Annotated in this window: 24 protein-coding genes; 11 read left to right on the top strand and 13 right to left on the bottom strand. The window is 41.7% G+C overall.

Annotated elements, in window-relative coordinates; genetic code table 11:
- Window positions 1–39: 39 nt before the first annotated feature.
- The 9 genes from I8752_RS07460 to fabI form a co-directional block, all read right to left on the bottom strand.
- Window positions 40–660 carry a precorrin-8X methylmutase gene (locus I8752_RS07460; protein ID WP_214431677.1) on the bottom strand — a complete coding sequence of 207 codons (621 nt, stop codon included), beginning with the start codon at window positions 658–660 and terminating at the stop codon, window positions 40–42.
- A 213-nt stretch (window positions 661–873) separates the two neighbouring features.
- Window positions 874–1,176: an MBL fold metallo-hydrolase gene (locus tag I8752_RS07455; protein ID WP_225895498.1), complete on the bottom strand. Its 303-nt coding sequence runs from the start codon at window positions 1,174–1,176 to the stop codon at window positions 874–876.
- 288 nt (window positions 1,177–1,464) lie between these two features.
- Window positions 1,465–2,274: a TPM domain-containing protein gene (locus I8752_RS07450; RefSeq protein ID WP_214431676.1), complete on the bottom strand. Its 810-nt coding sequence runs from the start codon at window positions 2,272–2,274 to the stop codon at window positions 1,465–1,467.
- Window positions 2,275–2,544: 270 nt separating this feature from the next.
- On the bottom strand, window positions 2,545–3,129 hold the full coding sequence (locus I8752_RS07445; protein WP_214431675.1) for a DUF948 domain-containing protein: 585 nt from the start codon (window positions 3,127–3,129) through the stop codon (window positions 2,545–2,547).
- 11 nt (window positions 3,130–3,140) lie between these two features.
- Window positions 3,141–3,491: a YtxH domain-containing protein gene (locus tag I8752_RS07440; protein ID WP_214431674.1), complete on the bottom strand. Its 351-nt coding sequence runs from the start codon at window positions 3,489–3,491 to the stop codon at window positions 3,141–3,143.
- Window positions 3,492–3,616: 125 nt separating this feature from the next.
- Window positions 3,617–3,952 (bottom strand): hypothetical protein, encoded by a 336-nt coding sequence (locus I8752_RS07435; protein ID WP_214431673.1) that lies wholly within the window; start codon window positions 3,950–3,952, stop codon window positions 3,617–3,619.
- Window positions 3,953–4,709: 757 nt separating this feature from the next.
- Window positions 4,710–5,678: an ABC transporter ATP-binding protein gene (locus I8752_RS07430; RefSeq protein WP_214431672.1), complete on the bottom strand. Its 969-nt coding sequence runs from the start codon at window positions 5,676–5,678 to the stop codon at window positions 4,710–4,712.
- Between the two features lie 334 nt (window positions 5,679–6,012).
- Window positions 6,013–6,633, bottom strand: a complete 621-nt coding sequence (gene hisB, locus I8752_RS07425; RefSeq protein WP_214431671.1) for an imidazoleglycerol-phosphate dehydratase HisB — start codon at window positions 6,631–6,633, stop codon at window positions 6,013–6,015.
- A gap of 122 nt (window positions 6,634–6,755) precedes the next feature.
- Window positions 6,756–7,532, bottom strand: coding sequence for an enoyl-ACP reductase FabI (gene fabI / locus I8752_RS07420; protein WP_214431670.1), 777 nt, complete (start codon window positions 7,530–7,532; stop codon window positions 6,756–6,758).
- A gap of 521 nt (window positions 7,533–8,053) precedes the next feature.
- Between fabI and ntcA the strand changes: the two genes are divergently transcribed.
- The 3 genes from ntcA to I8752_RS07405 all read left to right on the top strand — a co-directional run bounded on the left by ntcA (window position 8,054) and on the right by I8752_RS07405 (window position 11,083).
- The gene (gene ntcA / locus I8752_RS07415; protein ID WP_010998529.1) at window positions 8,054–8,725 is read left to right on the top strand and encodes a global nitrogen regulator NtcA; all 672 of its coding nucleotides are present in this window, start codon (window positions 8,054–8,056) and stop codon (window positions 8,723–8,725) included.
- A 316-nt stretch (window positions 8,726–9,041) separates the two neighbouring features.
- The gene (locus tag I8752_RS07410) at window positions 9,042–10,532 is read left to right on the top strand and encodes a DUF3084 domain-containing protein (protein ID WP_214431669.1); all 1,491 of its coding nucleotides are present in this window, start codon (window positions 9,042–9,044) and stop codon (window positions 10,530–10,532) included.
- A 107-nt stretch (window positions 10,533–10,639) separates the two neighbouring features.
- Window positions 10,640–11,083, top strand: a complete 444-nt coding sequence (locus I8752_RS07405; protein ID WP_214431668.1) for a pre-16S rRNA-processing nuclease YqgF — start codon at window positions 10,640–10,642, stop codon at window positions 11,081–11,083.
- A 70-nt stretch (window positions 11,084–11,153) separates the two neighbouring features.
- On the opposite strand, the gene I8752_RS07400 is transcribed toward I8752_RS07405, so the two are convergent.
- From I8752_RS07400 to I8752_RS07390, 3 genes are all read right to left on the bottom strand, one after another.
- Window positions 11,154–11,417 (bottom strand): DUF3146 family protein, encoded by a 264-nt coding sequence (locus tag I8752_RS07400; RefSeq protein ID WP_214431667.1) that lies wholly within the window; start codon window positions 11,415–11,417, stop codon window positions 11,154–11,156.
- Between the two features lie 405 nt (window positions 11,418–11,822).
- Window positions 11,823–12,689, bottom strand: a complete 867-nt coding sequence (locus tag I8752_RS07395; RefSeq protein ID WP_214431666.1) for a fructosamine kinase family protein — start codon at window positions 12,687–12,689, stop codon at window positions 11,823–11,825.
- A 105-nt stretch (window positions 12,690–12,794) separates the two neighbouring features.
- On the bottom strand, window positions 12,795–14,078 hold the full coding sequence (locus tag I8752_RS07390; RefSeq protein ID WP_214431665.1) for a M16 family metallopeptidase: 1,284 nt from the start codon (window positions 14,076–14,078) through the stop codon (window positions 12,795–12,797).
- 105 nt (window positions 14,079–14,183) lie between these two features.
- Here I8752_RS07390 and I8752_RS07385 point away from each other — a divergent pair, with 105 nt between their 5' ends.
- The 6 genes from I8752_RS07385 (at window position 14,184) to I8752_RS07360 (ending at window position 21,784) form a co-directional block, all read left to right on the top strand.
- On the top strand, window positions 14,184–14,360 hold the full coding sequence (locus I8752_RS07385; protein ID WP_214431664.1) for a hypothetical protein: 177 nt from the start codon (window positions 14,184–14,186) through the stop codon (window positions 14,358–14,360).
- Between the two features lie 30 nt (window positions 14,361–14,390).
- On the top strand, window positions 14,391–14,864 hold the full coding sequence (locus I8752_RS07380) for a hypothetical protein (RefSeq protein ID WP_214431663.1): 474 nt from the start codon (window positions 14,391–14,393) through the stop codon (window positions 14,862–14,864).
- Window positions 14,865–15,169: 305 nt separating this feature from the next.
- Window positions 15,170–16,195 carry an NACHT domain-containing protein gene (locus I8752_RS07375; RefSeq protein WP_214431662.1) on the top strand — a complete coding sequence of 342 codons (1,026 nt, stop codon included), beginning with the start codon at window positions 15,170–15,172 and terminating at the stop codon, window positions 16,193–16,195.
- 126 nt (window positions 16,196–16,321) lie between these two features.
- Window positions 16,322–19,366 (top strand): CHAT domain-containing protein, encoded by a 3,045-nt coding sequence (locus I8752_RS37210; RefSeq protein ID WP_225895497.1) that lies wholly within the window; start codon window positions 16,322–16,324, stop codon window positions 19,364–19,366.
- 357 nt (window positions 19,367–19,723) lie between these two features.
- A complete protein-coding gene (gene crtD / locus I8752_RS07365; protein WP_214431661.1) occupies window positions 19,724–21,244 on the top strand; it encodes a C-3',4' desaturase CrtD in 1,521 nt (506 codons plus the stop codon).
- Between the two features lie 171 nt (window positions 21,245–21,415).
- Window positions 21,416–21,784 carry a Dethiobiotin synthetase gene (locus I8752_RS07360; RefSeq protein ID WP_214431660.1) on the top strand — a complete coding sequence of 123 codons (369 nt, stop codon included), beginning with the start codon at window positions 21,416–21,418 and terminating at the stop codon, window positions 21,782–21,784.
- A 50-nt stretch (window positions 21,785–21,834) separates the two neighbouring features.
- Here I8752_RS07360 and I8752_RS07355 read toward each other — a convergent pair whose 3' ends face one another.
- Window positions 21,835–22,446 (bottom strand): hypothetical protein, encoded by a 612-nt coding sequence (locus I8752_RS07355; protein WP_214431659.1) that lies wholly within the window; start codon window positions 22,444–22,446, stop codon window positions 21,835–21,837.
- A gap of 139 nt (window positions 22,447–22,585) precedes the next feature.
- Between I8752_RS07355 and I8752_RS07350 the strand changes: the two genes are divergently transcribed.
- A complete protein-coding gene (locus I8752_RS07350; protein ID WP_214431658.1) occupies window positions 22,586–22,855 on the top strand; it encodes a type II toxin-antitoxin system ParD family antitoxin in 270 nt (89 codons plus the stop codon).
- A gap of 27 nt (window positions 22,856–22,882) precedes the next feature.
- Window positions 22,883–23,053: a hypothetical protein gene (locus I8752_RS07345; RefSeq protein WP_214431657.1), complete on the top strand. Its 171-nt coding sequence runs from the start codon at window positions 22,883–22,885 to the stop codon at window positions 23,051–23,053.
- Window positions 23,054–23,057: the final 4 nt, after the last annotated feature.

The following is a 23,057-nucleotide window of genomic DNA, read 5'->3' as shown; positions in this document are numbered from 1 at the left end:
CCTCTCCCCCATCTCCCCCATCTCCCTCAGCAATTCATATCACCTCACTTCTTGCCCATAAGCTTGCCAAGCCAAGTCTACCAGCCCATCGACGATCGCAGCTGCTACCACTGCATTGCCTTTGCGACTGTCAATCGTAATGTGAGGAACTAGTGAATCTTGCAAGATTTCTTTAGCAGCATCCACACTCACAAATTCCACGGGAGTAGCAACAATTAAAGCAGGTCGAATTTCTTCGGCTGCAATTAACTCAACTAGTACTGTCAGTGCTGTTTGTGCTTGACCCACCACAAAGATACCTTCTGGGTAACGCTTGGCTAAAGTTTCAATTCCCCAAGCTGCACGAGTTTTTTCTTTCTGAGGACGCGTCAGAGCTTCCATACTGCAATAAATTGGATTAGCAAAAGTGTTTTGAATGTCGTAGGCAATACCTACTTGTACCATCGGTACATCAACCACAATCGTTGTACGCGCTGCTAATGCTGCTGCACCAGCTTGTAAGGCACGCTCAGAAAAGCGAATTAAAGATTTATATTCAAAGTCAGCCGTAGCATATATTACCCGCCGGACAATTTCATACTCTGCGGGTGAAAAGACATGATCGCCGATTTCGCTATCAATAATTGCTAAACTTTCAGCATCAGTTACGTGCCATTCCATTGCTATTTAGATTTGAGATATTAGCTCCCAGCTTATCAGGTAAAGAGAGTGAGGAGTTAAAAGCTAATAACGATTGAGCTAAAAATATCAGGACTTATACCAATTCGTAATTCGTAATTTGTAATTCGTAATTAACAAATTTAAACACGATCCGGGTTTCGGGGTTTGAATTTGTTGCCGGATTTTAGAGAATTGGTATTTTTGCAAGTGCGATCAATTTTCGTTGGGAGTGTGAATCTGAAGTTTCAGTTCACACGGGATTCGTTTTCTGGCGATCGCGGTATATCTTTCTTCTAACTGGATGCGATTTAAATTCAGGAAGAATGGACTGAGTCTTGATAAGGGCGCTTTGATATCGCGCTGACCAAAGCCAGTATCTATGAGAACAAGTCCCTCATTTGTCTCGACCAGCAGACAATGGCAGACCAGACAGGCTGTTAGTCCGCGACTAAAACCGTCGAAGAGTGCCCCACCAATCGGACACATACAACCGCAATTAAGATGATGAATACGCATTCATGATTCCACTTACCATCATCTCTCTTAAAAACGAAAAAGTATGGATAATCGCCATACTTAGGGGGGAAAATATTTATCTAATAATTCACTCCAGATATACAAATTGGTACTAGACCATTGAGCAAAAGAGCGATCGCCTCTACTAATATCGTGTCCGGTTAAAGACTTATCTATTAAGACCGCTCCAGAGGCGGAGGGGCGGAGGAGCGGAGTTTTCAGGCTTTCTGCATAGATTAGCCGAACACCATATAACTCCTGTACAGACGCAATTAATCGCGTCTCTAATTACGACTCAGCACTCGAAGAGGGCCGACTGAAAATAGGAGACAAGTAAGCAACCAAAGCGCCAATCAGAAAACCAGAGATATTACGAACTAGCGGTAGCCAGTCACTCGTGCGCGTCACTACTGGCCCAATACCAAAAGCAATAAACAAAATTCCCCACAAAGGAGAGAATATTAAAGCCCACTGCCAAGCTAAAACTTGTCCTTCACGGCGGGGTTGAGCTGCAAATCCACAAATAATTCCTCCAGCGACTGAGGTAACGAGAGTGAGAATCCACTGCTCTCGTGGTAGTCCGGGAACGACATTACAACCACCCTTGAGCAAACAGCCTTTAACTGAATCTAAAGCTTGCAGAATGGCTTGGTCTTCACCTTGTTCTCGCACAAAGTATAGATTACCAAAACGGGTTTGCAATTCTATCCAGAAAGTCCGGGGTAGAAGTTCATAAACAGCATCGCCAACGCTGAAACTGAGGATGTTACCACCACGAGAATCGGCAACTAGCAAAATGCTCTTGTCATCTAAACCCCAATATTTTATGACTGCTCGACCTGGAGTGCGATCGTACTGAGTTAATACTCGCAGTTTCCAGCCAGTATCCGTCTCAAATTGCTCTAAATCTCGAACGAGTTTTTCTTCTTGCGGTTCGGTGAGAGATTTTGCTAAGTCTACAACTGGGGTGAAAGTATCTGGTAACAACTCCGGATTGTCATAAGCCAGCGCTGGGGAAGAATGCATTACCCAAATTGACCCAGCTAAGAAAAATACCACAATGGATACTAAAAGTTTTCGCCAAAAACAAAACTGCATGGACGTTTCTATATAAATATCAACGGTAGAAGTGAACAAGTTGTTTTAAAAGAGTACGGCAAAAGTGATAGTTCTTTACACTTGTTTACTTTACTCTAATCTAGGGGTCTAAGCAATTGGGAAACGCGACGATGCAAAGACGAGGAGATGAGGGAGATGAGGGAGCAGGGGGAGCAGGGGAAGCAAGGGGAGAAAGAATTAAGATTTCTTCTGTCTCCTGCCTCCTGCCTCCTGCCTTCTGCCTTCTGCCTCCTGCCTCCTGATTAATCTCTATTCTTGTTCGTACCAATCATCAGAGGCTGTAGGTTTTGAAACAAAATCTTCATTTTCAAAATCTGTTTCCCAATTAGAAGCCTCATCATAAGTATCATTAGTGCGATATGGTTCTGTCTTTGAACGGCGATTTTCTTGTCTGAGTGCTTCTCGTTCTCGCAACGTCAGCGGCGATGTTTCATTTATGGGGAGACGTTCAACTGTTCGCCTTGCAGGTTTTTGGCGTGTAAAGGTTTTCCAGGCAGTTTTGACACCAACAAAAATGCTGCGCGTCCCTACTTGCATATTTTGAGCTTGTTTTCTAGCACCATCTAAACTTTGGTCAACTTGCTTAACGACTTGACTAGCGCTTTTGACACCTTCACTGACATCATCTGTTAAGTCAGTGATTTCTAAGCCAGTTGTACGGATCGCATTTAAAGTAGGTGGTAATTCTCGCGAGAGCGTATCAAAAAACTTTTCTGCACTACGGGCTGCGCGTGCTAACTCCTGCAAAGCTGGTATGGCCGCCACTAAAACAGCAGTTAGACTGGTAGCGACTAAGAGTATTGATAGTCCCAGCCAAAACAGGGGATCGATCACGGTTATGCCATCTATGAGTGTTCTATTTGTTGGGGAAGAGAATCTGAGTCTTCTTGAACTTTTTGCCGCTTCAAGACTTGACTTTCGCGTTGACTGGCATCTACACCAGCGGCGATCGCTTCTCGCAGTCTTTCTAAAGTTTCATCCCAGTTTCGTAGTGCGCCAGTAGAGATCCTGTCTGCCTGGATTTGCACGCTCGTTGATAAATCTTCCGCCAATTCTGGTAAGGCATCAGCAGATTTTTTCAAAAGTTTACGCGTTTCGCGTCCTGTGCGTGGAGCGACCAATAAACCGGTCAAAGCACCGATAGTAGCTCCTAGCATCAAACCGCCAAAAAATACTCCAGAACGGTTATTAGACATCTTATTGTTTATCTCCTTACACCCATTTTAGGTGGGTTTGCTCCCCTTGTAAGACCCAAATGGTTTTATCTAATTAACTTATCGTGACAATATTTCAACCAAAAATGTTGCTTTTATTCATTAATTCATTTTGCAATTGTCTTTTTACCAAATTTATACCCTCGCCTACCAAAAGATAGTCCCCAGACGTTTCGTCCTAGAAATAACAAGCTGACAATTTGCCGCACTTGTTGAATTTGTACCTGTAGTCCTTGGTTTCCTTGGCGCAAATTTTGAAGATTCCGCTGGCTAGTATATATATTTACAGGGGCGTTAGACAGCACTGCATGGGTATTACGTTCGTAAGCAGTTAATCTATCTGCGATGAATGCTAGCCGCTGCTTAAGTTGCCACACTCGCCTAGCCACATAAAGTAGTATGAGCGAGATGAGGATATTAATGACGACAACTACTGTTACCATTTTTTACCTTTACTAATGTCAACTTAAGATATTTCTCTATGTATAGAATTTAACCAAAGGTTAGGACAGTATTGATTGCTAGAAACTAGGCAACCATTGGGTTTATACTCAGCGAGAAGTTGCCAGGAGGAGCCACTGCGCCTTTCGGGTTCCCCGGCGGCCTTTGCAAATGGCGTGGTTTCCCTCCCCTGCAACTTTGGTGACTCAGCACTTTGCTATAACTGTGACTTGGTTCTGACTTTATGATAGCGGCAGTGCTTTGAGTAAATCAGAAGATACTCAAAGTGTTTTTGTAGAAAATTCGAGCGATCGCATCGCACTGCTGGAATTATTAGTATAAATTAATTCTTGGGTGGAGATTTAGAGACTTATTCAATGTTCTATAGTATGAATAAATTTTTACCTAACATAAGTAAAAGTTCTAGTAAAGTCCTGAGTATTTGAAGTTATTTATACTAAAAATCTACAGCGTTTTTCAAGTAAATGAAGTATATGGGTAGGGGCGCTGTTACGTTCGCCCTTACAATTACCTGTAATTTGAATCATTCTCTAATTCAGGACATAATTTCGTCATGATTTTGCAATCGCTTTGTCAATCCAGCGTGCAATAGTTAAGTCATATAGATTTACTCATTTAAAACGCCATAGTCCACAAAAACTGACACGTAGCAAAACTCTCACTTGATATCAAGTGAGAGTTTTTTATAGATAAAAGTAAGCGAGCAATAGGGAAACTCTAAAAACTCAGATCGGATACTTATTTGGAAGTCCCGAAGTTCGCCGATTTGCTTTGCTGTTGTATTTGTTGGATAAAAAACTCTTCTAAGGAATTACGGGACACGCTCATAGAAATGATTTGTCCACCCATCAAGCGGAGACTACCAAGAAAATCATAGTAATCTTCTTGGAGCGTACCTTGCCAAGAGCCATCAGACAGAAAAACTAAACTAGGTATCCATTTTTTCAGAACTTCGCGATCGCCGCCTTGACCTTTGACATAATATGTATCTTCGCTGCCTAATAATTCCTTAAGAGAACCAGAGCAAATTAATTCACCTTGAGAAAGAATAGCGATGCGATCGCAAATTTGCTCAACCTCACTCAGAATATGGCTGTTGAAAAAAATCGTCTTGCCTGCGGCTTTCAGCGATAGGATAATTTCCCGCATTTGGTAGCGTCCCACCGGATCGAGACCAGACATTGGTTCGTCCAGAAATATTAATTCTGGTTCGTTAATTAATGCCTGTGCCATACCAACACGCTGTAGCATACCTTTCGAGTAGCGCCGCATCTGCTTTTTCCGGGCATCAGCTAGAGGTAAACCTACCAATTCTAGTAGTTGGGGAATACGTTGACGTTGCACATTCGGGGAAATTTTAAATAACCCAGCAGCTAGCTGCAAAAACTCCCAACCCGTGAGATAGTCATATAAGTAGGGATTTTCTGGTAAGTAGCCAATGCGTTGTTTGACATCGCGATCGCCCAGCGGTCTGCCAAACAAAAGTCCTCGTCCAGAGGTAGGGCGGATAATTCCCAACAATAATTTTAAAAGCGTAGTTTTACCAGCACCATTTGGCCCTAGTAACCCAAAGGTTTCGCCTTTGTAAACTTTTATAGAGCAATTTTTGAGAGATACGATTTTTTGGTTGAGCCAAAAGCCTGTGAGATAGACTTTTCGCAATTCAGAAGTGAGAACTGCTGGCGGAGGGCCTGTTACAGACTTCATCTCGATTTAATTACCACTTACCAATTACCAAGGTTACACTTGCGATCGCAAATTAGTATGCCAAATAGAATACAGGAGGTTTTTGGATTTTGATTCCTAGTAACTTCCCAATTCCGACTTCAGCAAATTAACTGCATATCAGCTTACTAATTGCAGTTTACCCAAAGAGCTAACAAGCACCACCATTAGGTTTGTCAATTATGGCAAACCAAGTAGGAAATGGGGAGTGGGGAGTTAGGAAAGCAGGGGGAGCAGGGGACTGAGGACTAGGAATTTAACTTCCTCATCCCCCTCATCTCCCTCATCTCCCTCATTTCCCTCATCCTCGCTTCCGTCACAACACTCCTTTAGAACTGGGAATAGTACCAGCACGACGAGAGTCAATCTCCACTGCTATGCGTGTTGCTCTAGCAAACGCCTTAAATGTTGCTTCAATAATGTGATGGGAATTAATGCCATCCAATTGACGAATGTGGAGTGTCATTTGGCTATGATTCACTAAAGCTACAAAGAATTCGCGTACCAACTGGGTGTCATAGGTTCCTACGCGCTGGGTAGGAATTTCTAAGCCGTAACTCAGGTGAGGTCGTCCGGAAAAATCCAATGCTACTTGAACTAAAGCTTCATCCAAAGGCGCAAGAAAATTGCCAAAACGGACAATACCTTTCCTGTCGCCTAATGCTTTACTGAAGGCTTGCCCTAAGGTAATACCCACATCTTCATTGGTGTGATGGTCATCAATTTCCCAGTCTCCGTGTGCTTTAACTTCTAAGTCAATCAGCCCATGGGAGGCAATTTGATGCAACATGTGATCCAAAAACGGAATCCCTGTTGCTGCCACACAGATTCCTGTACCATCCAAGTTGATGGTAACTTGCACATCAGTTTCACCAGTAGTGCGGCGAACAGAAGCAATTCGAGAAGTTTGAGTAATTTGGCGTTCGCTTATTTGCATAGGGATTAGGGACTGGGGACTTGGGACTTGGGACTGGGGACTGGTGACTGGGAAGGAATTTCAATTCATACAAAGAGCGTTTTTCTTCCTAATACCTAATCCCCAGTACCTAATACACAATTTTACATTCCCATGATTTCATATCCTGCATCTACATACAGGACTTGCCCAGTTATTCCGCTGGCTAAATCACTGGATAAGAAAGCAGCAGTATTACCGACTTCTTCTTGAGTGACAGTGCGTCGCAGGGGTGCTACTTGTTCTACATGATGAATCATGTCTAAAATACCTCCCACTGCTGAAGATGCTAAAGTCCGAATTGGGCCTGCTGAGATGGCATTCACCCGAATATTTTGCGGCCCTAATTCAGATGCTAAATAACGCACGCTTGCTTCTAATCCCGCTTTGGCAACTCCCATAACGTTATAGTTAGGAATTGCCCGCACGCCACCTAAATATGTCAGGGTGATGATACTACCTCCCTCTGTCATCAACGGTTTAGCCGCACCAGTTAGCTGCACGAGTGAGTAAGTGCTGATTTCTAAAGCTGTCTTGAAACCAGAACGAGAAGTTTGACTAAAATCTCCGCTTAAATCGTCTTTGTTGGCAAAGGCTAAACAGTGGATGAGAATGTCTAGCTTTCCCCATTTATCGCGGATAGTTTCAAAGGTAGACTGAATCTGTTCGTCGTTTTGAACATCACAGGGAAGAAATAAGCCGGGATTGAGAGGTTCCACTAATTCCGCAACTTTTTTCTCCATTTTGCCTCGGTCATCTGGCAAGTAGGTAATACCCAAGTTAGCCCCTGCTTTGTGCAGTTGTTGAGCAATACCCCAGGCGATCGAGCGGTTATTGGCAATACCTGTGACCAAAGCGTTTTTTCCAGTCAGATTAAGCATAGAAATTTTCAATGCGATCGATCATTAGGAGCATACTAGAATCTGATGCCGACTTACTATCAAAGATAGTAATTGAAGTCTGAAGGGGATGAGGAGAATCAGGGGGATGAGGAGGATGAAGGAGATGGGGATATAAAAAAATAACTCCTGACTCTTAACTGCTAATTTTTAACTTCTGTTGTATCAATGCAACTTGGTATGAGGCGAGTTTGTGTTTACTTTGCACAAAAATTGCAAAAATGATGATTGAGATGTGTGTTTGCTATGAAAAAATCCCAAAATATTCCTTAAGATATCGTAAATTTTTCGGCAAAAAACCTGACGACTACAAATGTGCAAGTACCTATAACAACTACTAGCTAAAAATATGAAAAATTATGTATCATTATGAACAAATAACTATCAATTTGGAGGTTTGAGTATAGGAAAGTACAGAAAGGTTGACGGTGCTTTATTGATTTTTCAGGTGTATTCTTAGGTAATCAGTTTTTGTTTTTCCGGCATTGGGTAGGGGAAGGGAGATGATCGTGACACAAGATAAAGCCCTAGCAAATGTTTTTCGTCAGATGGCGACCGGAGCGTTTCCGCCAGTTGTGGAAACGTTTGAACGGAATAAAACGATCTTTTTTCCTGGAGATCCTGCCGAACGAGTTTATTTCCTTTTAAAGGGTGCTGTAAAACTTTCCAGGGTATATGAGGCAGGAGAGGAAATAACGGTAGCACTGTTGCGAGAAAATAGTGTTTTTGGTGTATTGTCTCTGCTGACAGGAAACAAGTCGGATCGTTTTTACCACGCGGTTGCATTTACGCCTGTTGAATTGCTGTCAGCACCAATCGAACAAGTCGAGCAAGCGCTTAAGGAAAATCCAGAATTATCAATGTTAATGCTGCGGGGTCTATCTTCGCGGATATTACAAACAGAGATGATGATTGAAACTTTGGCTCACCGAGATATGGGTTCGAGATTGGTGAGTTTTCTGTTGATTCTCTGTCGTGATTTTGGCGTTCCTTGTGCTGATGGCATCACAATCGATCTGAAATTATCTCATCAAGCGATCGCTGAAGCAATTGGTTCGACTCGCGTTACCGTCACGAGGTTACTGGGCGATTTGCGCGAGAAAAAGATGATTTCTATCCACAAAAAGAAGATCACAGTGCATAAACCTGTTACTTTAAGTAGACAGTTCACTTAAAAGCAATTGGGAGAAGGGATGGTGGCGGGTATTATCTTACTAAGAAAAAATAAAGATGGTAGTTGCCAGAATTCAGTAAAATTGTTTGCAATCGGTGTATGAATAAATGGGTTTGAGACTCTACTAAATTAGTGCTAGATTTGAATTTCCCACCAATTGCATTCTGAGTTCACCAATTCTTGATTCTAAAGATGACATCCATAGCTGGAAGAAAATCGAAAATCTTGAGTAATTCCAGCTATTGCCAACCTTCCCACCTCCACAGATAATGATTGAAAGTAGTAGGCTGTATCTGGAAGCATTTCGGTAGCTGAAGATGACCACCGGGTACATCCTCATCGCAGCAATTTTAATTCTGGGAGGCGTGATTGCCACGGTTGGCGATCGCATCGGCACGCGAGTAGGCAAGGCGCGTCTCTCATTATTCAACCTCCGTCCTAAAAATACGGCTGTTTTGGTAACTATCCTGACTGGTGGATTAATTTCGGCATCAACCCTAGCGATTTTATTCACTGCTGACGAAGGATTGCGAAAGGGGGTTTTTGAGTTAGAGGATATTCAAAGAGATTTGAGGAACAAGCGCGAACAACTCAAAACCGCAGAAACCCAAAAAAGCCAAGTAGAGAATGAATTAAACCAAGCCAGAAAAGAACAAACACAGGCGCAGCAGGATTTACAGGCAACTAATCAATCTTTACAAGCGGTCAACGCCAAACAACGGCAAACACAAGCCCAACTGAACCGCACCATTAGCCAACAAGCCCAAACTCAAGCTAGACTCCAAGGCACTCAAAGTCAGCTAGACAAAGTAGCAAATCAGTACCAACAAGCAATAACCGAACTACAAAACGTTGATAATCAGAGAAAGGCATTACAGGCGGCAGTCGCCCAACTGAAGGCAGAACGCGAAAGATTGTATGCCGAAGCGAATAAAGCTATTGAAGCAGCCAAAGCAGCGATTGAAAAACGCGATCGCGAACTTGCCAACCGCCAGTTAGCGATTGAACTGCGCGACCAAAAAATTGCTCAATTAGATAGACTGATTCAAAAGCGCAATCAAGAAATCACCTCCAGAGAACAAGTGATTGCCAAACGAGAATCTCGTCTGAAAGAATTGGAAAAACAACAGGATTTTTTAGAACAGGAAGTAGCAAGACTAGAAAAATATTACCAGTCATACCAAGACTTGCGTTTGGGCAAGCTGGCTTTGGTACGCGGTCAAGTTCTAGCTGCTGCTGTAGTTCGAGTTGACCAAACTGCCGTTGCCCGTCAGGCGGTAATGCAACTTTTACAGGAAGCCAACCGCAACGCTAATATTGAATTAACCGAACCTGGTATCAACCCAGCAAATGTGGAGATACTGCGCGTTACCCAAGATAAAGTTGACCAACTAATCAAACAGATTAATGATGGTCGAGAATACGTAGTGCGAATTTTCTCCGCTGGCAATTACGTTAGGGGAGAAAAACAGATTGAATTTTTTGCCGATGCGGCACGAAATCAACTAGTCTTTTCAGGAGGCCAGATTCTAGCTTCGACTACTGCCGATCCCAGAAGTATGACATCTTATCAACTGCGGCAAAGGCTGGATTTGCTGATTTCTGCTTCTCAATTTCGTGCCCGTAATGCCGGGATTGTAGAAAATGTCCAAATAGATGGCACTTTTTTGCGCTTTCTTGCCCAATTGAGACAATACAATCAACCATTAGAAATTAAAGCGATCGCAGCAGAGGACACTTATACAGCTGGCCCATTGAGAGTGAAGCTAGTGGCAATAATCAACGGACAAGTTATTTTTAGTACTTAAAAAATTAAAGATTAGTCTCAATTCAAAAATCTTTATAAGCCTTAATTAGTAAAATTTCAACAGCTAATTGCATTTTTTAATTTTTAATTTTTAATTTTTAATTACTTATGACTTTCAGGGAATTCTCACCAACGCAACCCGTCATCTTGGGCTTCGATCCAGGTAAAGACAAATGTGGTCTAGCAGTAATGGGGCTAGATCGGCAACTACACTATCATGAAGTTGTACCTGCTACTGAAGCGATCGCTACCATTGGCACATTACGGCAAAAATTTCCCATCTCCTTATTGGTAATGGGCGACCAAACCACAGCCAAGCGGTGGAAACAGCAACTATCTGAGGAATTAACAGAAGCCCTAAATATTATTTTGGTGGATGAGCGTTACACCACCTTAGAAGCCCGCGATCGCTACTGGCAAATGTATCCTCCCAAAGGACTAACAAAACTATTGCCAAAGGGTATGCGGCAACCGCCACGACCAATAGATGACATTGTCGCCATCCTCTTAATCGAAAGATATTTAAATCGCCTAACTACTATTAGCCCTTAATGAGAAGTTTTATGTCAGTAGTCAGTAGTCAGTTGTTAGTTGCTATTGACGACTGACCGCTGACAACTGACTAAAGTTCTGCTCGAATAGTAAAAGCATAGTCTCCTCCAGGTTCTAGCTGGTAATCTTGTTTTTCCAAGAAGCGACCGAGGGGTTCTTTGATTAAGGCACGACCTTGGGAAGGCCTAACAGAAAGTTCTCCGCGGCGGAAATGCCATTGGAAATGCCACTCAAAATCACCCGCGCTGACTTCGCCCTCAAGAAAGCCGTGTTGCCAGGATTGGCGGGTAATTTTGACATGGGCGATGGTTTCTGGCAGACGTTTGGCACTCACAATGCTTTATGTCAAGTGTGGGATAACAGCCCAGTATGTAGGCTAGCTACTTATTTTATTTACCAAACATAGCTGAAATAGACAAACTCATAAAGAAAGAGGAGGCGAATACGAATTCGTAATTTGTAATTCGTGAGGCAGCCCCCGTCTTGGCGGTTCCCGTCGTTAGCGCAGCGTTAGCGAGTCTTCGAGCGTCTGGGGGACTGCCGTTAGCGAGGTACGAGCGTCACCCGAAGGGTAATTCGTAATTAAGAAACTGAGATTTCACCTGGGTTTCCAGGTTTTTATCTGTAGGAGCGTAAGGTCTTGCACTCCTGCTTTTGAAATTTTAGTATAAAAAAAGACACAAAATAACTAAGATTGCGGTTACAAGTAAATAGCCTATTTTAAGAATTTGCATTCTAGTTAATTTTGCAAAATCTGGTCAATCATCCGATTGGCTTGAGAACCATAACCACCACCGAATAAATTGAAGTGATTCACAATGTGGTAGAGATTATAGAGAATTTTTCGGCGTTCGTAGCCTGCATCTAAAGGAAATACTTCGTTGTAACCTTTGTAAAAAGCTGCTGGGAACCCACCAAATAATTCTGTCATGGCGATATCAACTTCGCGATCGCCAAAATAAGTTGCAGGGTCAAAAATCACTGGTTCTCCCGACGCAGTACAGCCAGCATTACCGCCCCATAAATCTCCATGCACTAGGGATGGTTGGATTTGGCGTTCTGTTAGTAAATCAGGAATAACTTGCAGTAACTCATCTTGTTTAGGAAAGTTACCACCTCGCCGCCTTGCTAACTGAAATTGATAACCTAGGCGATGTTTGGCATAAAATTCTGCCCAGTCTGTTGTCCAAGTATTGATTTGCGGCGTGGAACCAATAGTATTATTTACGTCCCAGCCGAAACCTTTTTGGCTAGTGGCTTTGTGCATCGCCGCCAACTTACGTCCCATCTCTGTCCAAGATTGGTTATTACCTCCCCCCATATCCAGCCATTCCAACACGATGTAACTAGAATTACCACTTGTACCCCAGCAAATCGGTTTTGGGACGCGAATACTGTGTGTCTCCACCATTTGCTTTAAGCCCAGCGCTTCCGCCTCAAACATCGCAACTTGAGATGCTTGGTTGAGTTTGACAAAGTAGGTCAGTTCGCCATTAGAGACAGCATAACCTTGGTTGATGCATCCGCCACCGACCGATCGCTGCTGTTCGTTCTGAAATTTTTTGCCAGTCACCTGGCTAATATGGGTATCAATTTCAGTCCACATTGTTGAATAGGGGAGTAGGGACTGGGGACTGAGGAGTGGGGATTAGGAAATGGGGAAGAATTTTCTCAATACCTAATACCCAATACCTAATCCCCAATCCCTAATTTACAATGGCTTCATCACAACTACACCATAAGCATCTGGGTCAAGATACTGATTTGCTGCTTGCATCAAGTTAGTTGCATTTTGGGCTTGAATGTAAGCTGGGTAATTAAAGGCTGGTTCTAAATCTCCTACTAGAGATTGATAGTAACCATATAACCCAGCGCGATCGCTTGGTGTTTCGTTACCAAAAATAAATCTATTCGCTACTCGCCGCCGCACGCGCTCAATTTCTTTTTCAGAGATTAACTCTATTTGTAACCTAGCCATATGTTGAGCGATCGCATCTTCTACAGCTGGTATATTTTCTACTGCACACTTAGCCGAAATATAAAACGTCCCTTGCAGCAGATTGCTCATATTGCTCACAGATATTGAAGATACCAACCCTCGTTCTTCTCGCAAATCCTGCACCAGTCTTGATGTCCGCCCGTGTCCTAAAATTCCTGCCAAAACATCCAGCCCATAAGTTAGCTCTAACTGTTTTAATCCAGGAACCCGCCAAACCATTATTATCCTCGCCTGCTGGAGGCTTTCATCAACAAATTCCCCACGGACAATTTCTGTAAATGCAGGTTCGGGTTTGAGTGCTGAGTGCTGAATTTTGAGTGCTGAGTGCTGTGTGTTAATAGTTTGAGTAAATTTCTCGGCAATAATTGCAATTAATTCTTCTTCTGGTAAATTGCCTACAGCTACAGCCGTAATTGATTGGGGTTGATACCAACTAGCATGAAAATCTCGCATCTGCTGGGGTTTGAGTTGGGCTATCACTGCTTCTGGCCCCAATACCGGACGGCGATAGGGTAACTCGTTAAATGCGGTTTCCATTGCTCGGCGAAACGTGCGCCGACGGGGATTATCGTCTGAACGTCTGATTTCTTCTAGGACTACTAATCGTTCGCGTTCAAAGGCATCGTCAGGAATACTAGCGTTAAATACTACATCAATTTGTAGCGGTGCTAGCTCTGCAAAGTCTTTGGGAGCAGTGGTTATATAGTAATGAGTATAGTCTTGGCTTGTAGCAGCATTGGTGACAGCACCTCGCTCTTCAATTCGCCGCTCAAACTCGCCGCTAGCCAGTTGCTCAGTGCCTTTAAAAATCATATGCTCTAAAAAGTGAGCCATGCCGTTAATGGCATCAGATTCTACAGCCGAACCTATTTTAATCCAAAGGCTGAGATTAACAGCTTCAATTGGCATTTGTTCCGCAACGATTGTTAAACCATTGGGTAACTGGTGCAGCTTTGGCGCATTAAGACGAGGGAATTGCAGCAGAGTTGAAGTCATTGGTCGTGAGTGAAGAGCTAATTTACTTCTTTATCTTATCCACGACTTAAAAGAAACACTGCGATCGCTAATCATGATATAGCCGTAGTCATATAGGTTAGGACAGTGTTGATTGCTCAAGCCTTGAAAAACTGGATTTCTACTCAGCACTCAACACTCAGCACTCAGCACTCAGCACTCAGCACTCAGCACTCAACACTCAGCACTCAGCACTCAACACTCAGCACTTTGCTATCCGAACAAGTGATGTTGTGGTTTTCATTGTATATTTGGGAACTCTAGATGAAAGATACATACGGGAGAATAATTCCTATGTCTAGAAGCCCGATTAGTGCAACTTTCGCCCAAAAAGACAGAGATGCTTTGTTACAAGCTATTACCACCATTAAAGAAAAGCTACCATTTTTAATTGATTTGAGTAACGAAGAGCGTAAAGCGTTACCCAAGATGGGAGATAAGAGCCGTGCCTTTGTCAGCAAAGCGTTAGAGGTGGCGACACAGAACCCAGAGTTTTTACCACGTTCTTTTGACTTGGAAGAAATGCGAAAGGATGTGCAATTATTTGAAGCATTGTATCCATTATTGCTGGCGTTGACCCAGTTGCAAGAATTGGTCGATGATACTTCTTTGGCGGTGGGTAGTGAAGCTTATGCAGCCGCGTTGCAAGTATATAACTATGCAAAAGCCAGCGGACAAACCGGAGGATTAGATGCAGTAGTAGATGAAATGGGGCAAAGATTCGCCCGGAAATCTCGCAAAGTCAAGCCTCAAGCAGCAGCATTGTAGAAAATAACTCGACAGTTGCACCTCAGAAGTGTAACCTTGAAGCTCAGAACTCGAATGTTGGAGTAAATTGCTCGGCGTTCCATGTTCTGAGCTTGATTTTTGGAGTAAAAAGCTCGACATTTTGAGTTCTGAAGTTGAAATTTTGAGTAAAAAGCTCAGAGTTTTGAGATTAAAGGTTGAAAAGTGAAGTTAAGAAGGCGATCGCGGCAGTATTTTATATAAAAAAGCTCATTAATAAAACGTAAACACTTAAAATTAAGTGAAGTTAATATAGTAAAAATTTTCTCAGCCTTTTGCCAGTAAAAATGCCAAGTCAAGATTATAAATTTAAGCGGTTCTGGTATCCTACATCAGTTAATCTCAAATACGCTTGCGGCGGTTATTTATGCAATCCAGAAGAAAAATGGGGACATATATATAATCCTGACTTAGTAGCCTTTGATGGCATATCTGAAAAGCCCTGTTTGGTGCTGCTAGGTGAAGCTGGTATGGGTAAGACTACAGCAGCCGAACAAGCATATTCTCAAATAAGTCAGAAACTTAGTGGTTCAGAAGATGTATGTTTGTGGTTCAAACTTATTAATTATGACTCAGACAAGGATCTGTGTGATGCAATCTTCCGCAACGAAACGTTTCAAGCTTGGTGCAGAGGAAAACATAAACTATATCTTTTTTTGGATAGCCTCGATGAAGGATTACTTTCCATAAAAAAACTTGTTATCATTCTCAAGCGTGAAATAGAAAAGCTACCTTGCGATCGCTTGTATTTTCGGATTACTTGCAGGACGGCTGATTGGAAGGATGGCTTAGAAAAAAAGCTAAAAGAAAAGTGGGGAGAAGCTAATGTTGGGGTATATCAGCTAGCTCCCCTACTTCGAGAAAATGTAATTGAAGAAGCGAATAAACGTGGCATAAACTCTGACAATTTTTTACAGGAAGTTTTCAGCAAAAATGCTATTCCTCTTGCTACCAAGCCAATAACGTTAAAATTTCTTTTAGGAATTTATCAGAACGGGCGGTTTCCTTCTTCTCAGAAAGATTTGTACGAAGAAGGTTGTTTACAAATGTGTGAAGAGGTTAACCCAGATCGCCGTGATTCAGACAATATTGGCAGTTTATGTGCCAAAAAAAGATTAATTATAGCAAGTCGAATTGCTGCATTACTTCTATTTTCAGATAAGTCTGATAAGTCTGCTAAATCTGCCATCTGGATTAATCCAGAATATGGGGATATGCCTCAAACCGATATTGCTATTCGAGATGTGTGTCTAGGTAGAGAAAATATTGATCAACAAGAGTTTTTCTTTGATGAAAACTGCATAAAAAAATAAATTTTATCTATTACAGAGTTATTTTCTTTGTGTGGCCCGCATCGATTCAGTTTTGCTCATCAGACCTATACTGAATTTCTCGCAGCATGGTATTTATATCATCATAAAATACCTTTGAACAGGATAATGAAACTGTTTGTTTCATCTGAAGATCCTGAACGTAAGTTAATCCCACACTTTCATGAAACAGCAGCATGGCTAGCTAGCATGAGGACTGATGTACTTCACGAAATTCTGAAGACTGATCCTGATGTGCTGTTACAAAGTGACATACCTACAGATACAGATATTCGAGCAGCCATAGTTGATAACTTACTGAAAAATTACGAGCAGGGAAAGTTATTTGATTCAAATAGAGATAACTATTTCAGATACAATAAACTTAAACATTCTGGGCTAGCTGTGCAATTGCGTCCATATATTCAGGATTCTAGCAAGCCATTTTATGCACGAAATGTCGCAATAAAGATTGCTGAATATTGTGAAGTAGATGAACTTCAGGAAGAGTTAGTTAATCTAGCACTTGATTCATCCCAATCAATTCACCTCAGAGTTAGGGCAGCAAAAGCAGTTTGTACAGTTGGTAATGCCAGTGCAAGATTGCAGTTAAAACCGTTGGCTATTGATCAATTACCAGAAGATGAAAATGACCAGCTTAAAGGGTATGCTTTGAGAGCAATTTGGTCAGAACACCTGACAGCAGAAGAATTGTTTAATGTCCTAACTCGACCTAAGAAGAGAAACTATACAGGATCTTACCGAGTATTTCTTGATTATGAACTTGCGGAAAAACTCCAGTCAACTGATTTGCTAGCTGCTCTAAAATGGCTGGAAAAGCAAGGTCTTAGATGCTTTGGATACCCATTTGAAAGACTCGGAGATACAATACTCCTAAAAGCTTGGGAACATTTTAATTTACCTGGTATAGCAGAATATTTTGTTAAAGTATCTCTAATACAATGGAGAGAACATCAGGAGATAATAACCGAAGATAGCGAAATTAAAAAATACTTTAACTTCTCTCTCATTAATGAGGTTAATAAACGACGCAAGTTTATTAATCAGGCAGTTATGCAAGTTTTAGCATCAAGAGAAGATATCTATTTTTTATTAAGTGAATTAACGGAAAATATTCTTCAAAGTGAAGATGTTATATGGATGCTTGGGAAACTAAGAAATATTGACTTTCAAGAAGAGCTAATTTGGTCAAGGCTAATTCAGTGGGCATTTAACCGCAAAGATGTAAAGCAGATAGATGCTATTCTTACAACTACATACACTAGTAATATCTTACGTGACGAATTTGCATCTTTTTTTACAACGTTTGATTTAAATTCAGAGCAGGCTGAGATGCTGAAGGCTGAATATCAAAGGATACAGGAAAGAGCAGAAGCCAGACAAAATCCTCCTATCAGTCCACCACCTAAAGAGCGAATAATTTTACTTTTGAATCAACTTGATTTAGATAATCTATCAGCTTGGTGGCAACTTAATAGGGAAATGGCCCTCAACTCAAATACACGATTATATGTACATGAGTTTGAATCAGATTTAACTAAACTTCCAGGATGGGAAGAAGCCGATGTAAAAACTCGTGCCAGAATTATTAAAGGTGCTAAAAAATATATTAAAGAATACAAGCAAGTTGCTTATGACTGGATTGGAACAAATACTTTTGATCGCCCAGCATTAGCAGGCTGTAGGGCTTTACAGTTACTGGTGAAAGAAACTCCAGAATTTTTAGAAACTCTATCATCTGAAGTATGGCAAAGATGGGCATCAGTTATAGTTGGTTTTCCTGACAACCCCCAAAGAGCAGAACACTATACTGAACTAGTAAAACTTGCATATATCAATGCTCCGACTGAAACCTTAAATACACTGATATCAATTATTGATCAAGAGAATGAAGAGCATGATTATATATTTATTCTTTATCAATTTGATAAATGCTGGGATGAACGTTTTAAAGCTGCTGTTTTGGATAAAGCGAAAGATGCAGCAATTAAGCCTAAATGCTTGAGCCAGTTACTTGAGGAACTTTTAAAGCATGAATCAAATGAGGCTAGAAATTTTGCTCAATGCCTTGTTTCTATTCCCTTACCTTTAGAAGAAGAAGCATATCAGAAAGCAGTGTTTGCAGCTAAGGAATTAGTAGGATGTGCAGAACCTATTAGTTGGGAGATAGTTTGGTCAGCTATTCAGCAAGATAAAAATTTTGGGCGGGAAGTATTTGAAGCAATTGCTAACCGCTACTCGCATGGTGTCTATTTGCCCATCACAGAAAAGCAGTTAGCTGATCTATACATCTGGCTAGTACAAGAATATCCTTATGCAGAAGATCCCGATCATAGCAATGAAGTTCTTGCTCACTTAGTAGGAGTTAGAGAAAGCATTACTGGTTTTAGAGACAACGTTCTAACACAACTTAGAGAAACTGGGACATCTCAGGCGTGTACCGAGATTGAGCGTATTTCTGAGCAGTTTCCTGAACTAACATGGCTGACAAGAACTTTGCACAAGACCAAAGAGGTTATGCGACGCAAAAATTGGCAACCACTGCAACCGGAGCAAATTCTCCAGATTGTGACTAGGAAAGAAGAGCCATCTTCCCTGAAAACAATACTAATTTTGGCAGCAAATCCTAAAAATTTAACTCCGTTACGTTTGAGTGAGGAGGTACGAGAAATTGATGAGGCTTTACATCGCTCTCAGAAACACGGTCAATTCAGATTAAAACAAAAATGGGCTGTTCGAGCTATTGATGTGCGTCGAGCTTTATTAGATCATGAACCACAAATCGTCCATTTCTGCGGTCATGGATCTGGAAATGAAGGATTAGTGCTAGAAGATGAAAACGGACAATCAAAAATACTCAGTACAGAAGCTCTAGCCAATACATTTGAATTGTGTGCTGAACACGTCGAATGTGTTCTCCTGAATGCTTGCTATTCTGAAGTGCAAGCAGAGGCAATTATAAAATATATTGACTATGTAATTGGGATGAGTGATGCAATTGAAGATACTGCCGCAATTAATTTTGCTACAGGATTTTATGATGCCCTTGGAGCAGGAAAGTCTCTTGATAATGCTTATAAATGGGGTTGTAATGCAATTCAGTCAGAGAATTTGCCAGATCATCTGAAACCAAAACTAAAGAAGAAAAAATAGCTTAATAACTTTCTGGTAATGAGCGATCGCCTTCCGAACACCATCATTCACCATCAAAGCCTCAACTTTTAACCTCAGAACTCAAAAGTTGCACTTCAGAACACGAAGTTTCGACCTGAGAACGACAACATTCAAGCAAAAAGCTCGAAACTTCCCCTTTTGAACTCGAAGTTTCATCTTCAGAACAGCATTGTTGAGCCTCTGAACTCGAAATTTCGACTTCAAAACCTCAACCTTTGCCTTCAGAACTCAATTCATGTCAATTCAGTAGGGACACCGCCTGCAAACTAGCTTTTCACAGCCATTACCCGATAAAATTATGAATAGTAATATTAAAATTTGTAAATATAAATATCAATGTCTAACGTCTTTATTGACAAAAGTCAACCCCGCGTCATTGTCATTGGTGCAGGAATAGGCGGACTGACTGCTGGGGCATTATTAGCTCGCAAAGATTACAGCGTCTTAGTTCTAGACCAAGCCATTGTACCGGGAGGCTGTGCTTCTACCTTCAAACGCCAAGGATTTACCTTTGATGTGGGAGCGACCCAAGTAGCAGGGTTAGAGCCTGAGGGAATTCATCACCGGATATTTTCCGAACTGGAAATAGATTTACCAGAAGCAACGCCTTGCGACCCTGCTTGTGCAGTATATCTTCCTGGTGAGAAGACACCTATTAATGTCTGGCGCGACCAACAGAAATGGCAAGAGGAACGACAAAAACAGTTTCCTGGTAGCGAACCCTTCTGGCAATTGATGGCAACTTTGTTTAATGCCAGTTGGGAATTTCAAGGACGCGACCCTGTATTACCGCCACGTAATTTCTGGGATTTATGGCAGCTAGTTCAAGCAGTGCGTCCCAGTACATTGATTACTGCACCCTTCACTTTATTTACAGTAGGGGATGCTTTACGGTTATACGGACTGGGAAATGACCAACGCCTAAGAACCTTTTTGGATTTGCAATTGAAGTTGTATTCCCAGGTGAATGCTGAAGAAACAGCATTACTTTATGCTGCAACAGCCTTGAGTGTATCCCAATTACCCCAAGGATTGTTTCACCTCCAAGGTAGTATGCAAGTACTAAGCGATCGCCTTGTCCAAGCCTTAGAAAGAGATGGTGGTAAGTTGTTGATGCGCCATACCGTAGAACATATCCAAGTAGAAAATGGCAAAGCTACTGCTGTTGTCATCAGAAACCAAAAAACTGGCGAAGTCTGGACAGAAGCCGCCGACCGTGTAGTTGCTAATGTCACCGTGCAAAATTTAGTGCAACTATTGGGCGACAAGGTTCCATCTGGTTATAAACACAGAGTCGAAAAACTGCCTCCAGCATCAGGGGCGTTCGTCGTCTATTTGGGCGTAGATGCTAGTGCCATACCGCCTGAATGTCCTCCCCATCTGCAATTTATGTACAATGCTAACGGCCCAATTGGCGAGAATAATTCCTTGTTCGTCTCTGTCAGCCATCCTGGAGATGGTCGCGCCCCAGATGGAAAAGCTACAATTATCGCTTCTTCATTTGTAGACCCGACACAGTGGTGGCGGACTCAAGATTATGAAGGACTAAAACAAAAGTATACCGAAGAAGCGATCGCTCGTCTTGCCCAATACTTTTATCTCAAACCAGAAACGATTGTTTATCAAGAAGCTGCCACACCCCGCACCTTTGCTCGTTTCACAGCCCGCGATCGCGGTATAGTTGGTGGCATCGGTCAAAGAATACCCACCTTTGGCCCTTTTGGTTTTGCCAATCGCACACCTATTAACCATTTATGGTTAGTTGGGGACTCCACTCATCCAGGCGAAGGTACGGCTGGGGTGAGTTATTCAGCGCTAACAGTAGTTCGGCAAATTGAAGCAGAATTGAAACTATGAGGGTATATTTACACTAGCCTTACAGGATGCGTAGACGCGTGGCGATTTGTTACTAGACATCGCATTTTGGGAGTTAGCAGTAGGAGAGGTATTTTTCCTTTCTTGCAGATAGCTAAAGATAGGTACAAACAAGTATTAATAATGTGCTAAAACTTACGCTATTCTGGATAAATGAATTACGAAACAGCTCGCAAACTCCTAGTATCACAGACAACAACAAACGAAGAAAACCCAGATGCCTTGTTGATGCGGATGAAACAGGGAAAGCCACCAGTGCCAGGTCAGATTACTTCGATTTTGTTAGCACTAAAAGTAGTGTTTGAAGCTCTTAAAGATGCCTCAAATCTAGATAGAGAACTAGCTTTTGCCCTTTACCAGTTAGGCGTTAAAGCTCCACAGATATTTGTAGCGGGGCGTAAAGTTGGGATTGATTGGCCGCCCCTACTCAAGGAAGATTTGCTGAGAATTTCCCTAGCCACAGAATGTATCTTTTCTGGTGTGTGGCAAACTCCACAAATTGGAGGTTTAGGAGGACACTAGTAAAGCTGAAGTATAAAATGTTTAAAAATTCAGCTTTAACCTTCATCCTGTTAACGAGTTCGCAGTTCAGTTTCCAATTTATCTACATCAGTTTTCAGAAAAACTGTCATTTGTCCGGTGAAGGCTTTACCTCCACGGGGTTGGGCAATTTCTACCCAATAGGCATAGCGATCGCCTACTCGTAATTCACCCTTTAAAGCTTCCCTAATTGGAGTTTTGGCAAGACGAGCTGAGTCGATCGCACTTTGGTTAGGGTACTCATACACGACCTGAGCGCGATTAAAGTCTTGATAAATATCCAATCCATAAATTATCCGTAAGGATTCTTGCAGCCGTTGAAATGACATCCCGTTAATAGCATCGTACATAGCAAGGCGCTCGTAGCGAATTGTACTCCGGTTTTTGGTAAATTCCACTTTTCCAGGAGGCAACACCGAAGCTTGAAAAGTGAATCGTTGTGCAGCTGTATCGCTCTTTTGCACATACAATTGTTCTCCATTTCCAGGGCGTAGCGTGGGATGGGCTTTCATCCAAGTACCGACTTCTTCTGTACTTTGTCCTGGTAAAGCATTAGCTTTAGAATCAAAAATCATTCCTACGCACAGCCAAGGAATTAAAGAAAAAGGCAAAATCAAACGATTAACCAGAGATTTTTTTAGCATTTTCCTATACGGGACTTAGATGAAAATTCCCCAATTAGCAGGGGGTAATCATAGTTTTCCCGTTTTACAGGAAGATTATTTCATTGTTGGTACACTCAATTTAAGCCCTTTATAGAAAAAGTGAAGAAATAGAATAGTTATGAGTATTACATTAAGTCCAGAGCAAGAACAAATCATTCAAATTTTACTAGCAACAGGTAAATTTAACAGCGTTGATGAAGTAATTCAAACTGCATTGCGTCTTTTAGAAGAAGAGACTCGTAGTTATCAAGGATGGCTTGAAGAAACTCGCACCAAGATTGATGAAGGGATAGCATCACTAGAAAAGGGAGAGAGAATTGATGGTGAAACTTTTATTAATCAGCTTTTAACAAAGTTGAAGAAAGCAAAACAGGCTTATTTCTGTTAGTGTTTCGTATCGTTCTAAGTTGTAGATATGTCTCCTGAAGAATTGGAAAAACTAATTAAGCAGCATGGTGAAGCTGCTCAAACATACGCGAATGAGGCTATCCAAATTGGCGATACCTATATAATTCTAAACTTTGGTTTTGATGCAACAATGCATAATGAAGAAGCAAAATCACTGTATAAATATTCGGTTAATTGATAAA

Source organism: Dendronalium phyllosphericum CENA369, assembly GCF_016056275.1.
Taxonomy (GTDB): Bacteria; Cyanobacteriota; Cyanobacteriia; order Cyanobacteriales; family Nostocaceae; genus Dendronalium; species Dendronalium phyllosphericum.
This window is presented reverse-complemented; position numbering and strand designations above follow the sequence as displayed.

Coding starts and splice junctions, on each gene's coding strand:
- I8752_RS07355 (WP_214431659.1), bottom strand. CDS start 22,446: ATGCTAAAAAAATCTCTGGTTAATCGTTTGATTTTGCCTTTTTCTTTA.
- I8752_RS07395 (WP_214431666.1), bottom strand. CDS start 12,689: ATGTGGACTGAAATTGATACCCATATTAGCCAGGTGACTGGCAAAAAA.
- I8752_RS07360 (WP_214431660.1), top strand. CDS start 21,416: ATGAATTACGAAACAGCTCGCAAACTCCTAGTATCACAGACAACAACA.
- crtD (WP_214431661.1), top strand. CDS start 19,724: ATGTCTAACGTCTTTATTGACAAAAGTCAACCCCGCGTCATTGTCATT.
- I8752_RS07435 (WP_214431673.1), bottom strand. CDS start 3,952: ATGGTAACAGTAGTTGTCGTCATTAATATCCTCATCTCGCTCATACTA.
- I8752_RS07405 (WP_214431668.1), top strand. CDS start 10,640: ATGACTTTCAGGGAATTCTCACCAACGCAACCCGTCATCTTGGGCTTC.
- I8752_RS07380 (WP_214431663.1), top strand. CDS start 14,391: ATGTCTAGAAGCCCGATTAGTGCAACTTTCGCCCAAAAAGACAGAGAT.
- I8752_RS07450 (WP_214431676.1), bottom strand. CDS start 2,274: ATGCAGTTTTGTTTTTGGCGAAAACTTTTAGTATCCATTGTGGTATTT.
- I8752_RS07410 (WP_214431669.1), top strand. CDS start 9,042: ATGACCACCGGGTACATCCTCATCGCAGCAATTTTAATTCTGGGAGGC.
- fabI (WP_214431670.1), bottom strand. CDS start 7,532: ATGCTTAATCTGACTGGAAAAAACGCTTTGGTCACAGGTATTGCCAAT.
- I8752_RS37210 (WP_225895497.1), top strand. CDS start 16,322: ATGAAACTGTTTGTTTCATCTGAAGATCCTGAACGTAAGTTAATCCCA.
- ntcA (WP_010998529.1), top strand. CDS start 8,054: ATGATCGTGACACAAGATAAAGCCCTAGCAAATGTTTTTCGTCAGATG.
- I8752_RS07375 (WP_214431662.1), top strand. CDS start 15,170: ATGCCAAGTCAAGATTATAAATTTAAGCGGTTCTGGTATCCTACATCA.
- I8752_RS07390 (WP_214431665.1), bottom strand. CDS start 14,078: ATGACTTCAACTCTGCTGCAATTCCCTCGTCTTAATGCGCCAAAGCTG.
- I8752_RS07430 (WP_214431672.1), bottom strand. CDS start 5,678: ATGAAGTCTGTAACAGGCCCTCCGCCAGCAGTTCTCACTTCTGAATTG.
- I8752_RS07345 (WP_214431657.1), top strand. CDS start 22,883: ATGTCTCCTGAAGAATTGGAAAAACTAATTAAGCAGCATGGTGAAGCT.
- I8752_RS07440 (WP_214431674.1), bottom strand. CDS start 3,491: ATGTCTAATAACCGTTCTGGAGTATTTTTTGGCGGTTTGATGCTAGGA.
- I8752_RS07455 (WP_225895498.1), bottom strand. CDS start 1,176: ATGCGTATTCATCATCTTAATTGCGGTTGTATGTGTCCGATTGGTGGG.
- I8752_RS07460 (WP_214431677.1), bottom strand. CDS start 660: ATGGAATGGCACGTAACTGATGCTGAAAGTTTAGCAATTATTGATAGC.
- hisB (WP_214431671.1), bottom strand. CDS start 6,633: ATGCAAATAAGCGAACGCCAAATTACTCAAACTTCTCGAATTGCTTCT.
- I8752_RS07350 (WP_214431658.1), top strand. CDS start 22,586: ATGAGTATTACATTAAGTCCAGAGCAAGAACAAATCATTCAAATTTTA.